Origin of the sequence: Bacillus cereus group sp. BfR-BA-01347 (assembly GCF_022663835.1) — a bacterium.
Taxonomy (GTDB): Bacteria; Bacillota; Bacilli; order Bacillales; family Bacillaceae_G; genus Bacillus_A; species Bacillus_A thuringiensis_K.
On sequence record NZ_JAKUGG010000019.1, the window covers coordinates 61,510 to 77,883 of the forward strand.

Consider the following 16,374-nt stretch of genomic DNA (forward strand, 5'->3'; position numbering starts at 1 on the left):
GATTTTTTCAATATATCGATTTTTCGACAAATATCAGCACAATTAAAATGAAGCTACCTTTTCTTCCGCCATTTCTACAATTTCTAAAATTTGTAGCAGACTCTCCACTTCATAAGTCGGATTAACACTCGTCTTATTCTCTTTCAAACTCGGATTATACCAACACGTATCAATGCCGTAATCTTCTCCGCCTTTCATATCAGAAGTTAACGAATCTCCAACTATTAGTACACTTGATTTATCAGTAATCCCAAACTTTTCAAACGCATAATCAAAAATCTCACGCGCTGGTTTTTGATGACCAACTTCTTCAGAAATAATAATGTGATCAAAGAAATTACATAAAGGTGAATTTCCGATTCTTGATTGTTGCACCTTCGTATATCCATTCGTAATAATACCTAACTTGCAATCTTGTAGATTTTCACATAATTGCACTGCACCTTCTATAAGGTGTACCTCTTTTCCTAAGTTTTCAAGATATACATCACTAAATTGCTGCGCATCTACGTCTATATTATGAAGTGCAAATAATTGTCTAAATCGCTCTACGGCTAATTCACTTAGCGTAATCATTTTATTTTCTAAATCTCTCCATAATCCATTACTAATCTCTTTATAACTTGCAAGATGATCATTATACCCTGTAGGCATACCAAACTGTACAAACGCATTATGTAGTGCGTATCTTTCCGTTTCAGGGAAATCTAATAATGTATCATCTACGTCGAATAATATAACTTTGTATTTCATGATGTTCTCCTCAACTCCTATTTTAAAAGCTTCGTTCTCATTGCTTAAAATTTATTTAATTCTTTTAACTAAAGCACACTTTAATTCAATTTTTATATAACTAAAATTACACCTCTGCGTTTAATAACTTATAATCATTATTAAAGTAGGCATGTTAAATTACACCACTTTACCGTCACTTAACATAATAACACGATAGTAATATAAGTTTATATATTTCATTATGAGGCGCTTAACCTGCTCTTTATTGAATACACCATTATCTTCTATTTTCAACTACGCTATAAGTAAAAGGAGGCTAATCTGCTCAGCCTCCCGAATTCTTATTTATCCTCTAACAATAACACTTTCATTTCCTCTAACGACTCTTTCGTAAAGCCAAGTGCTTTTTCAGCATACGCTTCAACTGAACCATATTGCTTTTTCACTTCATCAATCGCAGCTTGTAAATACTCAGCACGAGCTTCGAACATCGCACCTAATATCGCTCTACTCTCATCGTTTTGTAGTTTTGCACCTAAAAAGGCCATCATTTTCTCGTTTAACTTTTCACGGAAACCGTTACTTAGTAAATAATCTTCCATTACTGTTTTCTCTGGTACACCTAGTAAAAGTAATAATAATGCTGATCCAAATCCAGTACGGTCTTTTCCAGCTGTACAGTGGTTTACTAACGGTAAGTTTTCCGGGTTTTGCGCTAAGTTTAAGAAGCTTACGAACGCCTCGTTACCACTTACGAAATCTTGATTCATTTTTACAAGGTATTCGCCTGGTTTCCCTAACATAGAAAGGTCACCAACTTGGAAAAACTCATTTATATTCAAGTCTTTCGCTAAATCTTGCATAACTGGTAAGCACACTTGACGAGCTCCTGTAATCTCAGGGTTTGGCTTATGCTTCACTTCGAAGTCTGTACGGTAATCACAAATTAACTTTAAGCCAGACTTTTGTAAATACTCAATATCCCACTCTGTTAATCCTGCTAACTCTTCAGAACGGTACAACTTGCCCCATTTTACTTTACGGCCTTCAATCGTTTCATACCCTCCCATATCACGGAAGTTAAACGCGCCTTGTAATGGCAGTCTACGCTCAGCTACTGTCACTGCTTGTCCATTACTACCTATTAGTCTAAAATATGGACGCTCATTTTCACTTAAATTTCCAATTGTATATGATGATTCTCCATTTACCGTTGCAAGTAACTCCCCATTTTCTTCAATATGATCTGGTGAAGTACTCCAATAAATGCGAACTTCTTCTATATTATCTTCCCACTTTATATGTAACGTATTCGTTTCATTTCTTTCTACAGTTGCTTGTAGCCAATGTCTTTGCTGCTCCATTCTTTCACCAACGCTTTCTTCGTATAGTCTAATCCTTCTCTATTTTATTATAGGAATATCTACTTTGTCGTTCTCATTTTTCTTTTTATCTTACAAAGAGGCAAAAAGTTCTTTTACTTGTTCAAAATTTGTACATGGATTCCCTCGAAATACGTATGCGATTTGTTCATTACCGAGATTTTCATATACAACTGTTCCGCGATCAGGGTGCGAATAAAACTCTAACCCGTTTATAATTTGTTTTGGGCCATAGTTCATTATCCATGAAGAAACAGGATAATACGCTTTGTTTTTATGTCTACAAACCCAAAGTGCATATAGTTTATTAACTTCGTCCCAGTATACATACTGCGTTTCGTCATTTCCAAAACCGACCGATTCAAGTTTCCAACTTACCTTTTCATGAATTGACAAATTTACATAGGATACGTCATCTGGAGCATTCCACTCACGACATCTTCCTATCTCACCCATTTCACCTCTCTTAGCTTGAAAGCTTAATAAGTAAAATGGTGTATGTAATATCGTTTTCGCAAACTCTGTATGTACCGGTTGTAATCCGAGTAGAAACCTTTCCATTTCGCCTAGGTTTACATATCCATGATCAACAGAAATTTCAACTTGTGTTTTCCATGTAGATGTAACGTAACTTTCTTTTCCTTTATAATTTACACCTTTTTAATACACAAGCTTTTTATATTGAAAACAATCCCCTTTTGCTTGAGAAATACAGGTATCTGGAAATACTGGCTCCATTATATCGAGAAAAAACTCCTTTACCCGAAACATTCCAGTTGGAGTATCAATCTGAAACCAAACAGTTTCCCACTTTTCACCTTCAAAACGTTCTGAAACTTTTTCAATTTCCCATCCTTCTAACAACACATTTGGATACAGTAAAACGAATGAATGCATGGATTGTTTTAACATATATACCCCTCCCACTAAATGAGTTCGAGAGAGTACATCATTCACCCTCCTAAAACTCCCTCACATACCGCTCAGTACAACTCAGCAACTGACATCCATTCTTTTCAAAAACATCCTTCATCCACTCATTTTTCATATTTGTCTCACCAATATAATAAGATGCACCTATTTCCTTTAAGACAAACAACGCACCTGCAAATAATGCAGCTTCATATCCCTTATTACGCATATTTGGAGTAACTGCGAAGTACATAAGTTTCCCTTCTTCTAACGTACCTCTTTCAATATGCGGAATTACAATTCCTATCGGCTTTTCATCGACATTCGCTGTTAAGCAATGTTCTTTCCATTGCTCACCAATTTCTTGTAGCATCATATGCACAAATTGATCATGAACGACTGGTTCTCCCGTCGCTTCATTCCACAGTGAATAAAAAGCCTCTTCCCCTACTTCTTCAATTAACTTAAAATCAACTTCACTTTCTATATCTTCTACTTCGTATATATCTTTAAATACAATCACGCTTTCCGTAACATATTCAAATGAATACGTTTCAAAACATTTTTTATACACATCATAATTTGGGCTTTTTGAAGAAATTTCAAAATGTAATTTTTCTAATCCATCTTTTTCAGCTTCGGCAACGCAATACTGCATCATTCCCTCTAATTGCTCTTCTGTAAAAACCTCTGCATTATTTTCTTTTATCATAATAGAAGAAGCACTTCTTCTTATTTTAAAATGTTTTTCTAACTGTTCTATCGTCGTCATATTCTTCCCTCATCTATATCATACTCGAATTTCTAATCGTTCTCCTTGCATGAGCAGGATTGTCCTTGAATATATAGAATACTAGAAAAGATCGCATCTTTAAAGTGCGGAGGAGGTTCTCCAGTGGATATTACAGCATTGCAACAACAATTAGAGCTTATACAACAAAATGACTATACGCAACTACAGCATATAGATGTAAATGAGTTAACTTTGAACATGCTTCAGTATATCGGAACGACTGATAGCTACGTTCGTTACCAACTTATATATAAATGTTTTGCGCATTTCATTCATCATGAATTCCTTATGGACGATCAGCTGAAATTACTTCTGCAAACTTGTTTAAGTGATGAGTATTTATATTGTGACATTTACTCCCCACATACAGATGGGGTTTTCACACGTTCTTACACTGTTTCGTTAATTGCGTTAATACTCCAATTCGCTAATTCGCACTACTTTTGTACAGAGGAGGATATCGAAGAAATAAAAAATAAACTCATTACATACACAAACTTAGAAACGGATTTTCGGGGCTATATCGAAAATAAAGGATGGGCTCATTGTCTTGCTCATGTATCTGATGCCTTTACTGAAATTGTTCATAATACGTATACAACTTTTGAATGGTACGAAGAATTAATTCATTGTTTATTAAATAAAATCTTTATTCCATCTGACCTTTTTCATAATAACGAAGATGAACGCATTGTTACGCCATTACTAGCAATGCTGTATCATGATTTTCCTCAAAACGAGTTAATTTCTATTATTCATAAAAAAATAAAAAGGCTTCCTCAAATTAGAAAACGCCTTTCGCTTAATGAGTATTGTATTTTATGTGCCAATATTAAAACCTTTTTACGCACATTATTTTTCAGAACAAAAGATGACCATAACTTAGCCTTTACAGCACGTAAAACAGAAAGAATGTTAAAAGAACTTCCTAACTATTATTAAATACAAGGAGCAATGACATGGGTTATATTGAAGATATGAGAAATCTAGTAGGAAATCATCCACTTATTTTAATAGGATCACACGCCATTATATTAAATGAAAAAGATGAAGTATTGCTGCAACTCCGTACAGATTTTAAACGCTGGGGCATTATTGGTGGTGCCCTAGAATATAACGAAACGTTAGAAGATGCTTTAAAACGAGAAGTGTTTGAAGAAACTGGACTTATTATTAAAAATCCAGAACTATTCCGTACATACTCAGGGCCAGACTTCTTTCAAATCTATCCAAACGGCGATCAAGTACACGGTGTACTCGTTGTTTATATTTGCCGAGAATTTCATGGTGAACTTGTATGCGATCAAAGTGAATCAAAAGAACTACGCTTCTTTTCACTTGATAAATTACCTAATAATCTTCCTCCTGTTATTGAGAGGATTATTACAGATTATCTAAAAAAATAAGGGAACGCTTAACGTTCCCTCTCAAATCCAATCTGCTTTTTAATTTCCGCTAAATTTACCTTCGCAATAGCACGTGCCCGCTCAGCACCTTTTTCTAACGCTTCATATAATAAATTTGGCTCATTCATATACATTGCGTATTTCTCCCGAGGTCCAGCTAACTCACGATCTACAACGCGAAATAACTCTTTTTTAACATCGCCCCATCCGATTCCAGTCTCATATTTTTCACGTAATGACTGTACTTCGTCTTCTGTCGCAAATTCTTTATAAATTGTAAATAAGGTCTCTAGTTCTTTCGGTTCATTTGGAAGTGAAGAATCTGTTTTGATTTTAAATATTAATTTTCGTAGTTTTTCTTGCTCTGCAAATAATGGGATCACATTTCCGTAACTTTTACTCATCTTCCTTCCGTCAAGACCAGGTAAAATAGCCCTTTCTTCTTGTATGACATACTCTGGAAGTGTAAATGTCATGCCAAATGTATGATTAAAATACGTCGCAATATCACGAGCAATTTCAATATGCTGAATTTGGTCTTTTCCAACTGGTACATGAGTAGCTTGAAATAATAATATGTCAGCTGCCATTAAAATCGGGTACGTGTATAACCCCATATTCACTCCCGCATCGACCTCTAACCCTGCTTCTTTATTTTGCTCCACCTTCGCTTTATACGCATGAGCACGGTTCATAAGACCTTTCGGAGTTAGGCAAGCTAAAATCCAAGCTAATTCTAGAATCTCCGGCACTTCTGTTTGTCGATAAAAAATTACATCTTCTCCAAGTCCAAGCGATAGCCAAGTAGCTGCTACCTCTTTCGTATAACTACTAAACTGACTCGGATCATGCACAGCATTTAATGCATGATAATCAGCTATAAAGTACAATGCTTTTCCTTCATTATTCTTTGACATTTGTAATGCAGGTTTAATCGCACCAATATAATTTCCTAAATGCGGATAACCTGTCGGCTTAATTCCTGTTAACATTATTTTGTCACTCATCCTAACTCCTCCTTTCTCAAAATAAAAAGAGCCCCTCATCCTTAAAAAAGGACGAGAGACTCCCGCGGTACCACCTTAATTAGCTATCATGAATAGCTCACTTCAACTTCTTAACGTGAAGCAACCGTCTTTACTTACTCATTTCAGTTAGAAGCTCCAGAGCCCATTCCACATTCATCCCTTACTGATTCCCACCATATCATACATCAGCTCTCTGAAAAGTTTCGAATATGTACTCTTCTCTTTCATTGCTTTTTCGTTATTTTTTACAGTTTATCACATTTCACTTCCAAACAAACCCGAATTTTCTATTTTATATAGCAGGAATTTCCACTTCAATTGTCTAATGATATATAGGTTTGCAGAAATATTCGAAACAACTTTGGAGGTTTTTTCATGGTAAAATATATATCCATTTTAGGTTCCACAGGATCCATCGGCACATCTGCATTAGATGTCGTTTCAGCTCATCCTGAACATTTCAAAATCGTCGGTTTAACCGCAAATTATAATATCGATCTTCTTGAGCAACAAATCAAAACGTTTCAACCTCGTATTGTAAGCGTTGCAACAAAAGACTTAGCAGACACGCTTCGTACGCGTATTTCAGCGAATACAAAAATCACATACGGAACTGATGGCTTAATTGCGGTAGCTACTCACCCTGATTCAAATCTTGTATTAAGTTCTGTTGTCGGAGTTTCCGGACTACTTCCAACGATTGAAGCATTAAAGGCGAAGAAAGATATTGCCATCGCTAATAAAGAAACGTTAGTTGCAGCTGGTCATATCGTAACTGAACTGGCCAAGCAAAACGGATGTCGTTTAATTCCAGTCGATAGCGAACATTCAGCTATTTTCCAATGTTTAAACGGCGAAAATAATAAAGAAATTGAGAAATTAATCGTTACAGCTTCTGGCGGTGCATTCCGTGATAAAACACGTGAAGAAATGAAAACTTTACAAGCAAAAGATGCTTTAAAGCACCCAAACTGGTTAATGGGGGCAAAACTAACGATTGATTCTGCCACATTAATGAATAAAGGATTCGAAGTAATGGAAGCAAGATGGCTATTTGATATTCCTTATGAAAAAATTGATGTAATGATTCATAAAGAAAGTATTATTCATTCTTTAGTAGAGTTTATTGATGGATCAGTTATTGCGCAGCTCGGTGCTCCTGATATGAGAATGCCAATTCAATATGCGTTTCACTACCCTACTCGGCTACCTTCTTCCTATGAAAAATTAAATTTATTAGAAATTGGTAGTTTACATTTTGAAAAACCAGATTTAGAGAAGTTCCCTTGTCTACAATACGCATATGAATGTGGCAAAATTGGTGGCACTACTCCTGCTGTATTAAACGCAGCAAATGAAATTGCAAATGCACTATTCTTAAAAAATGAAATTGCCTTTTTCGATATTGAAAAAACAATTTACAAAACAGTTGAAGCTCATCATAACGTAAAAGATCCTTCACTAGATGCTATATTAGAAGCGGATCAATGGGCGCGCCAATATGCAAATGAATTGTTAATAAAAAAGAGCTAAAACAGTTCCCACTGTTTTAGCTCTTTTTTTCACGTATTCAACTTAACAAATCGATATCCGTGCGTAACTAACACTTTTAATATTGCATACCCTGGAATTGCTAAAATAATCCCCATAATTCCAAATAAATTTCCGGCAGTTAAAATAATAAAAATGATAGTAATCGGGTGAATATCTAACTTTTTACCCATGACTTGCGGAGAAATAAATTTACCTTCTGCTAATTGTACGACCATCATTACGATAATTACCTTTAAAACCATTGCTGGCGAGTCAATAAATGCGATAATTAAAGCTGGTGTAATTGCAATGATTGGGCCTACGTACGGAACGATATTTACAATCATCGCTAAAATAGCGAGTAGTACCGCATATTTAATACCGATAATAAGGTAACCAATTAATAGCATAATACCGATAAATAAGCTAACGATAATTTGTCCTCTAATATACGAGCTAATCGCATAATGCATATCGTCTAGTATTCTCATCGCTGCTGGTCGTCTTTGTTCTGAAATAAACTTTAAAAAGTGATTCGGTAATTGCTCACCATCTTTTAAAAGATAGAACAATATAAACGGAACCATTACAAACGTTAAAACAACCTCTGTAACAGTACTCAAAAATCCAGTTACATTTCCTGTTACTGATGATAAAGATTTCGTAAAATCAACTGTGTAGTCTTTTACCATATTCGCAACATTAATATTTAAATTCTCCTGAATTTTACCGAGTAAATTACTTTCCCCGAATCTACGTGCTGCTTGTTCAATCTCATGACCAAAATAAGGTAAGTTATCAATTAATGCATCAATTTGATCTTTAATAATAGGGATAACCGTTACAACTAAAAATACAAATAATCCTAGTACGATTAAATATATGGAAGCTATCGATACAATTCTTGAAACACCTTTCTTTTCTAAAAGCGAAACGAATGGATGTAAAATATAGAATAGCACGCCTGCTAATAGTACTGGGAAGAAAATTGTTTTTAAAAATACGATAAACGGTGTAAAAACAAATGATATTTTTGTTAGCAATAAAATATTAATGAACAATAACGCAAATCCAAGTAATACCGCCAAATAATTTTGTTCTCTAAAAAACTTTCTTAACTTATCTCTTTTTCTTATATTTATTTTCTCCAATGAAACCACCTCTTCGAATGATGAAAAGCCCTTATTCAGGGCTCTTCATCATAATCTATATATCTATTTCTTTGCAGCTTTCACTACAAATGATACAATAAAAATTAACACGATTGCACCTAATAATGCTGGCACGACATGAATCCCACCAAATGATGGCCCAAAGGATCCAAATAATCTACCACCTAACGAAGCACCTAATAAACCTGCGATAATATTTCCGAACATACCACCTGGGAAATTTTTACCTGTTATAGAACTAGCAATTGCACCTATAATAGCACCAACTAAAAATGTGATAATCCATCCCATTTTTAGTCCTCCATTTCTATTATAGTTTGTATGATTCAATACAAACATATGTATTTATCATTGCTAATCATATTTCACTATAGAAATATATTTACTACTATTTTACATATGGAGATACATATATTATATGCAAAAAAGAAAAATATTGTCAAACTCACTCATAAAGCAATTATATTCATATACCATATTCAAAGGAGGCTTCATTATCTATGATTCTTAAGTTAAATTCCACTTCTATTAAAGTAGCAACATCCATTTTACAGGTTCAAATTCCAGCTTATAAAGTTGAAGCAGACTACTTAAATAGTACTGCGATACCTCGTTTATATGATACTGTAAACGATATTCAAAGTTGTGGTGAAACATTCTATGGATATTTTTCTGAAAATAAACTTGTCGGTTTTATTTCTTTTGTACAAGAAGAAAAACTAATCGATATCCACAGGTTAGTTGTATCGCCCGATTTTTTTCAAAAAGGAATCGCAACGAAACTCCTAATTCATATATTTAACATGTTTCCCTCTTCAATGACATACATTGTACAAACAGGTAAAGCGAATACCCCTGCTATTACTTTATATAAAAAACACGGATTCATTACAGTATCAGATACAATACTTCCTGACGGTATGATTCTTACGCAATTTAAAAAGACAGAATACACAAAATAATTTGACTTGTTCGCTCCTTTATGTTATTTTTTACTTTATAAAACCTTTTGCTGAGTCCAAATTTTGGAGCGGGGGAACCATTTTTGTAGCTATGCTACTTGGGGCGAATCTTTTTTAAGTAGGGAAACTCTCACTTCCCGAGTCCGACAGCTAACCTCGTAAGCGTAATGGGAGAGGAAGGTGCTTTTTGCCTATGTTACACATTTTGCCTCCTTAATTATAAATATGGGATCGATATCAAATAGTCACCTATATTTATAGAAAAGGAGAATGTATTATGTTACGTTTATCTGATCACGCAATAAAAATGATGGAGCAAAGACTCCGAATTGAAAAACAACGCACATATCAAGCAAATAAAGTTGTAGATAACTTACATCACAAATACTTCTTTCAGCATATTTTCCAACCGAAAAGATGAAGAAAATGTTTATTTAATATTAAAAAACACAAGGTGTGTCTTACAAAGACATTCCTTGTGTTTTTTATATTCTTTATAAAATTCTCACTACATTTAAACTTGCTGTAATCGCACCTGCTATAGTAGTCACATGACCTACACCTAACGGGCCATTTTGTAATATTAATGTTGAATTGGCACTCGTCACATTCACAAGAAGTGTATTTGAAATGGCTGGTTCGATTACTACAGTTGATGTCGTTACGTTTTGTATAAAACTCCCTGTTAGTTGCGTTCCATTTAATAGCAACCTAACAGATACTGTCTCATTCCCACCAGTCGCGTCCCCTTGGAAATAGTAGCTTACTAAATATATTCCTGGCGTCGCTACTGTGACTGTCGTAGCACTAGTTAAAGATACACCAGTTCCATATACAGTGGATCCAGAATTAATTGGGATGTTGGCATTTGCTGCAATTGTACTTGTTGATGTAGAAAAGAAATATCCGCCACCTGTCGATATAGCAGATGATCCTGTTGCTCCTGTCAAGCCAGTTGGACCCGTAGCACCTGTTGGGCCCGTTCCCCCCGTTACCCCTGTTGCTCCAGTCATTCCTTGTATGCCTTGTATTCCGGTCGGTCCAGTTGCACCAGTCACTCCCGTCTGGCCGGTTGCACCTGTTGGACCGGTTATCCCTTGGGGACCTTGGATTCCTTGTGGGCCTTGGGGACCCGTTTCTCCAGTCGGTCCGGTTGCTCCCGCCTGACCGGTTATCCCTTGGGGACCCTGGATTCCCTGGATTCCTTGAGGACCGGTTATTCCTTGTAGACCTTGAGGGCCGGTTGGACCTGTTGGGCCTTGGGGACCTTGCACTCCTTGTATCCCCTGAATTCCTTGGGGACCCGTTGGACCAATTGGACCTTGTATTCCCTGAATTCCTTGAGGACCCGTTGCACCCGCCTCGCCGGTTGGGCCTTGGGGACCTTGCACTCCTTGGATTCCTTGAGGACCGGTTGGGCCTATACTTCCTTGTGGTCCTTGAATACCTTGTATTCCTTGAGGACCGGTTGGACCTGTTATGCCACTCGGACCTTGCACGCCTTGCACTCCTTGAGGACCAGTTGGACCACTCGGACCTTGGATTCCTTGTAGACCCTGTAAACCAGTTGGACCTGTCGCTCCCCTTACTCCTTGCTCACCTTGTATACCTTGAACCCCTTGTGGGCCGGTTGGACCGATTGGCCCCTGTGCCCCTTGCACTCCTTGGGGACCAGTCGGACCGGTTGGACCGATTGAGCCTTGTATTCCTTGTAGACCTTGCGGACCGGTTGGGCCGGTTACTCCTTGTATCCCTTGTGGACCTTGAATGCCTTGGTCACCCGTTGGACCAGTTGCCCCCATCGGTCCCTGTACCCCTTGCAAACCTGTTAAACCAGTTGCTCCTGTTGGACCCTGTATCCCTTGCACTCCTTGGATTCCAGTTGCTCCTGTTGCTCCGGTCGCCCCTGTAGCCCCTGTTGCTCCGGTCGGACCGGTTGGACCCCCTGGTGATCCTGCTGGACCGGTTGGACCGGTTGGACCTCCTGGTGGACCGGTTGGACCGGTTGCTCCGGTCGGGCCAGTTGCAGAACCTGTCGGACCAGTTATCCCAGTTGCTCCTGTGGGGCCGGTTGGACCTGGATCACCTTGTAAACCGGTTGGACCGGTCGGACCAATTACACCTTGCACTCCTTGTATCCCTTGTATTCCTGTTGGACCTACCTGCCCCATTTCTCCCTGGGGACCTTGTAAACCTTGAACACCAGTCTCCCCTTGTGGCCCCATTGGCCCTTGCTCCCCTTGAATTCCTTGAGAACCAGTTGGCCCTGTAGTCCTTGTATTCCTGTTACACCTTGTAAACCACTACCTCCTAAATTACCTTGAACACCTTGTATACCAGTATTTCCAGTTGGACCGGTTGGACCATTTTCTCCTTGCACCCCTTGTATACCTTGTATTCCTGTCGGGCCGATTGGACCGATTGGACCTTGTACGCCTTGTATCCCTTGTATTCCTGTTGGACCGGTTGGACCGATTGGACCAGGAATTCCTTGTATACCTTGAATACCAGTTGGACCAGTCGGACCTCTTTCGCCTTGTATTCCTTGAACACCTTGTATTCCCTGTGGGCCTCGTTCTCCCATAGGTCCTTGATTACCTTGAGAACCTTGTGGTCCAGTTAAACCAGTTGGGCCGGTTGGACCATTTTCTCCTTGCACCCCTTGTATTCCTTGTATTCCTTGAGGCCCGGTTGGACCGATTGGACCTTGTACGCCTTGTATTCCTTGAGGGCCAGTTGGTCCACCTAAAGAACCTGTCGGACCGGTTGGTCCAGTAGGCCCCGTAATACCTGGCGGCGGAAAAGGAATAGGTGCTTGAAACTTACTACACTTATCTTGATTCTTCACAAGCATCTCCTCCCGTTTGTAACGCATCAAACTATTTTCAATATATTTAAACTGGCTGTTATTACTCCCGCTAATGTCGTTACATGCCCAATAGCTAATGGACCATTTTGTAATGACAAAGTGGAATTTAGAGAAGTAACTTCGATTACCATCGTATTGGAAATCGCTGGTTCTAATATAAAATTACCTTTTGTAACATAAAAAATAAAACTCCCTGCGACTTGCGTTCCGTTTAACACAAGACTTACTGAAATTGTTTCATTCCCAAAAATTGCATCACCTTGAAAATAATAACTTATCAAATATATCCCTGGCGTACTTAACGTTATAGTTGTCGCATTTGTTAAACTAACTCCTGATCCAAAAATTGTAGATCCAGAATTAATTGGTATTAACGCATTCGCTGCAATTGTACTCGTTGAAGTAGAAAAGAAATAACCGCCCCCGCTAGGTAAGCCAGTCGCTCCTGTCGCTCCCGCTATTCCCAAGAAACCTATTGAACCTGCACTACCAGTTGCTCCTGTCGGTCCCACCACGCCACTCGGGCCCTGACTACCTTGTGCTCCAACTGGGCCTATACTACCACTAGCACCTATCACCCCACTTACTCCACTTGGGCCTTGCAATCCTTGAACCCCTTGTATACCTTGTATTCCTTGCGGACCCGTTGCACCTGTATTGCCGGTCGTTCCCGTTATTCCTTGTATTCCCGTAATCCCTTGAAAACCTTGCAAACCTTGTGGTCCAGTTGCCCCGGTTGCTCCAGTAGCTCCAGTTTCACCCATTGCACCAGTAATTCCAACATTCCCTTGTGGGCCTTGAGGTCCTTGACTACCTGGCGCTCCTTGGACTCCTTGAGGGCCTGTTATACCGACTTCCCCTGTATTTCCTTGGGGACCTCTAATTCCTTGCGCACCTGTTGGACCGATAATTCCTTGCTCTCCTTGTATTCCTTGCACTCCTTGCGCTCCTGTTGGACCCATTATTCCTTGTAATCCTTGAGGACCTTGCAAGCCAATAGCTCCAGTCGGTCCTATTATTCCTTGCACTCCTTGAGGACCTTGTACACCTTGTGTGCCTGTCAATCCGGTAGCCCCTTGTATCCCTTGAACACCTTGAGGACCTTGTATTCCAGCTGCTCCTGTTTCTCCTTGTATTCCTTGCACTCCTTGTATACCTTGTGCTCCAGCAGGACCGGTTGCTCCTCGGATTCCTTGTGCACCTTGAGCTCCTTCTGCTCCTGTAACACCAGCTGGACCGGCTATCCCTTGTATTCCCACCATTCCTTGTGCTCCTGTTGGGCCTATTACACCTTGAATACCTTGAATACCTTTAGAGCCTTCTGCACCTGTTGGACCAGTTACTCCACGCGTACCTTGTATTCCTTGAGAACCTTCTGCACCCGTTGGACCTGTTATTCCTTGGTTACCTTGAGGACCTTGTGCCCCTTGTACTCCAACTGCTCCAACTACACCTTGTGAACCTTGTGCTCCCCTTACACCTTGAGGACCAGTTGGACCTGTTATACCTTGCACTCCTTGCGCTCCAATTGGTCCTATCCCTCCGCTTACGCCTGTTGAACCAGTCGCACCCGTCGGACCGGTTGGACCTCCTGGTGGACCGGGTGGGCCAGCTGGTCCAGTCACCCCACTAGATGGACCAATTGGACCTGTTGTTCCCGTCGGACCGCCCGGCGGTCCTTCTGAGCCTTGAATACCAATGCTACCCGTCGCTCCAGTTATACCTCTTATTCCTTTTATCCCTTGAAAACCTGTTGCTCCCGTTATACCTTGTATTCCTTGCACACCTTGTGGTCCTTGTAAACCTATTGCACCTGTTATCCCCTTTATTCCACTTATACCTTGGGCACCTTGCATTCCAGTAGAACCAGTTGGACCCACTTCACCTTGTATTCCTTGTGCTCCTTGCGGGCCTTCCTCCCCAGTAATTCCTTGTATCCCTTGGAAGCCGTCTTCTCCTTGTATACCAGTAGCCCCTTGCTCTCCTTGTATTCCTTGAACACCTTGAGGACCTTGTGAACCAGTTACACCCGAGAGTCCAGTTATGCCTCTCTCTCCTTGCATTCCTTGTGCTCCTGTTTGTCCTCGCTCACCTATTTCCCCTTGTATTCCCTGTATGCCTTGTATACCTTGACTACCAGCAGGACCCGTAGCTCCTTGTATTCCTTCTAACCCTTGTACTCCAATATCACCAATTAGACCTTGGTTACCGATTAATCCTTGAGCACCTTGGAGACCAGTCGGGCCAGTTATACCTTGCTCTCCTGTACCACCAATAGCTCCTTGTATTCCTTGTGCTCCTGTTGTCCCTCGGGGACCTTGTATTCCCCTGATACCTTGAGGACCTTGGGGCCCAGTTGCTCCCGTCGGTCCAGTCACCCCTGTAGGACCAACAGGACCTTCATGCCCTCCAGTTGGACCGATTGGACCACTATTACCTGTCGGACCAGTTGCTCCTATAAGCGGAAGAGGCAGTGCCACTCCGAATTTTTTGCAATTTCTATGATGACGCACAACAATCCCCCTTCCCTAAAATCATTACACCTTTTATATGAAATGCATTTTTATAAGAAAAGTACACCTTTGACCTCATTTTTTTAAAATAAAGAAGCCTATCATTTCATCTTGGTATTATCCCCTATAGGTAGACAGTAAAAAAAGAGTCCATCTGATATGATGGACTCAATACTGTTTTATCTGGAGGAGATTTTTTTATGGCAAGAAAGGGACAATCATTTCAAAAATATACAGAAGAACTAAAGCGAGAAGCAGTTCGTCTTCGATTAGAAGAGAGAAAATCATTGCGAGAAATTCGTGAACAACTCGGTGTGAAGAGAGATGCTCAGATTATTGAGTGGGTAAAACGTGCGCAACAGGGGGAGTCCTTTGATGATCAACGTGGCGTCTGGAATCGAAAGAATTTTAATAGTCTAGAAGAAGAAAATGCTTATTTGGAGGCACAGGTTGAGTATTTAAAAAAGCGCAATCCAAATCTAAACGGGAAGGAATGGTCCTAAAGAAAGAACGATTTTCTCTTATCGATTCATTACGCCAAGCCTAGCCACTTCGATGGCTGTTTCAAATCGCGGAAGTTTCTAAGGCTGGCTACTATAAATGGCGGAAATATCATAACGTACAGCGTTTACGTCAGAAAAGGGATAGGTGGCATAAAGAACATATTTTATCTATTCATCGTCAGCACCCTTATTATGGGTATAAACGCATGACTCGTGCTTTAGCTCGAGAAGGAGTGGTAATGAATCATAAACTTGTTCGTCGTCTCATGAGAGAGCTGGATATTCAATCTATCATTCGAAAAAAATGTCCGTTTTATGGAAGAAAAACATCTGTGATATTTAAAAATCATTTGAAGAAACTGTTTTGATAATGCGTGTATCGAATCATTCTTCTCACATTTAAAAACAGAGAAGTTGTATTTAGTGCGCCCAAAAACATATGAAATGGTCTATCGAGCAATTCAAGAATATATTCAATTCTATAATACAGAAAGGTTCCAAGAAAAACTTCACGGCCTTTCCCCGATAGAATATTGGGAAAAGGCCGTGGCATAATACTCTTTTTA

At 39.4% G+C, this 16,374-nt stretch carries 12 protein-coding genes, 3 pseudogenes, 1 riboswitch and 1 other annotated feature; of the genes and pseudogenes, 6 read left to right on the forward strand and 9 right to left on the reverse strand.

The window, feature by feature from the left end; all coding sequences use genetic code 11:
- Positions 1-42: 42 nt before the first annotated feature.
- From MR143_RS23800 to MR143_RS23815, 4 genes and pseudogenes are all read right to left on the reverse strand, one after another.
- Positions 43-753, reverse strand: coding sequence for a YjjG family noncanonical pyrimidine nucleotidase (locus MR143_RS23800; RefSeq protein WP_000875942.1), 711 nt, complete (start codon positions 751-753; stop codon positions 43-45).
- Positions 754-1,076: 323 nt separating this feature from the next.
- Complete coding sequence (locus MR143_RS23805) at positions 1,077-2,099, reverse strand: tyrosine-protein phosphatase (RefSeq protein ID WP_000437789.1); 1,023 nt, start codon at positions 2,097-2,099, stop codon at positions 1,077-1,079.
- A 90-nt stretch (positions 2,100-2,189) separates the two neighbouring features.
- Positions 2,190-3,029, reverse strand: a pseudogene (locus MR143_RS23810) (hypothetical protein).
- Between the two features lie 49 nt (positions 3,030-3,078).
- Positions 3,079-3,801: a GNAT family N-acetyltransferase gene (locus MR143_RS23815; protein ID WP_000207423.1), complete on the reverse strand. Its 723-nt coding sequence runs from the start codon at positions 3,799-3,801 to the stop codon at positions 3,079-3,081.
- Positions 3,802-3,924: 123 nt separating this feature from the next.
- Here MR143_RS23815 and MR143_RS23820 point away from each other — a divergent pair, with 123 nt between their 5' ends.
- Together MR143_RS23820 and MR143_RS23825 are read left to right on the forward strand one after the other, a co-directional pair.
- Positions 3,925-4,764: a DUF2785 domain-containing protein gene (locus MR143_RS23820; RefSeq protein ID WP_000355454.1), complete on the forward strand. Its 840-nt coding sequence runs from the start codon at positions 3,925-3,927 to the stop codon at positions 4,762-4,764.
- 17 nt (positions 4,765-4,781) lie between these two features.
- A complete protein-coding gene (locus tag MR143_RS23825; RefSeq protein ID WP_000540455.1) occupies positions 4,782-5,228 on the forward strand; it encodes an NUDIX hydrolase in 447 nt (148 codons plus the stop codon).
- A gap of 8 nt (positions 5,229-5,236) precedes the next feature.
- Here the strand turns inward: MR143_RS23825 and MR143_RS23830 are convergent, their stop codons facing one another.
- Positions 5,237-6,274 carry a tryptophan--tRNA ligase gene (locus tag MR143_RS23830; protein ID WP_157407011.1) on the reverse strand — a complete coding sequence of 346 codons (1,038 nt, stop codon included), beginning with the start codon at positions 6,272-6,274 and terminating at the stop codon, positions 5,237-5,239.
- 5 nt (positions 6,275-6,279) lie between these two features.
- Positions 6,280-6,493, reverse strand: a binding site (T-box leader).
- Between the two features lie 138 nt (positions 6,494-6,631).
- Between MR143_RS23830 and MR143_RS23835 the strand changes: the two genes are divergently transcribed.
- Complete coding sequence (locus MR143_RS23835; RefSeq protein ID WP_000241796.1) at positions 6,632-7,789, forward strand: 1-deoxy-D-xylulose-5-phosphate reductoisomerase; 1,158 nt, start codon at positions 6,632-6,634, stop codon at positions 7,787-7,789.
- Between the two features lie 29 nt (positions 7,790-7,818).
- On the opposite strand, the gene MR143_RS23840 is transcribed toward MR143_RS23835, so the two are convergent.
- A complete protein-coding gene (locus MR143_RS23840) occupies positions 7,819-8,940 on the reverse strand; it encodes an AI-2E family transporter (RefSeq protein WP_000411482.1) in 1,122 nt (373 codons plus the stop codon).
- Between the two features lie 63 nt (positions 8,941-9,003).
- Positions 9,004-9,252 (reverse strand): GlsB/YeaQ/YmgE family stress response membrane protein, encoded by a 249-nt coding sequence (locus tag MR143_RS23845; protein WP_000539714.1) that lies wholly within the window; start codon positions 9,250-9,252, stop codon positions 9,004-9,006.
- A gap of 209 nt (positions 9,253-9,461) precedes the next feature.
- Here MR143_RS23845 and MR143_RS23850 point away from each other — a divergent pair, with 209 nt between their 5' ends.
- Both MR143_RS23850 and MR143_RS23855 read left to right on the forward strand, forming a co-directional pair.
- Positions 9,462-9,923 (forward strand): GNAT family N-acetyltransferase, encoded by a 462-nt coding sequence (locus MR143_RS23850; protein ID WP_000601237.1) that lies wholly within the window; start codon positions 9,462-9,464, stop codon positions 9,921-9,923.
- 38 nt (positions 9,924-9,961) lie between these two features.
- Positions 9,962-10,104: riboswitch (cyclic di-AMP (ydaO/yuaA leader) on the forward strand.
- Positions 10,105-10,200: 96 nt separating this feature from the next.
- On the forward strand, positions 10,201-10,344 hold the full coding sequence (locus tag MR143_RS23855; protein WP_000945243.1) for a hypothetical protein: 144 nt from the start codon (positions 10,201-10,203) through the stop codon (positions 10,342-10,344).
- Positions 10,345-10,417: 73 nt separating this feature from the next.
- Here MR143_RS23855 and MR143_RS23860 read toward each other — a convergent pair.
- Both MR143_RS23860 and MR143_RS23865 read right to left on the reverse strand, forming a co-directional pair.
- Positions 10,418-12,777: pseudogene (locus tag MR143_RS23860) on the reverse strand (BC_3345 family exosporium-associated protein).
- A gap of 20 nt (positions 12,778-12,797) precedes the next feature.
- Positions 12,798-15,305, reverse strand: coding sequence for a collagen-like protein (locus MR143_RS23865; protein ID WP_242280998.1), 2,508 nt, complete (start codon positions 15,303-15,305; stop codon positions 12,798-12,800).
- A 200-nt stretch (positions 15,306-15,505) separates the two neighbouring features.
- Between MR143_RS23865 and MR143_RS23870 the strand changes: the two are divergent.
- Positions 15,506-16,363: pseudogene (locus MR143_RS23870) on the forward strand (IS3 family transposase).
- Positions 16,364-16,374 lie beyond the last annotated feature (11 nt).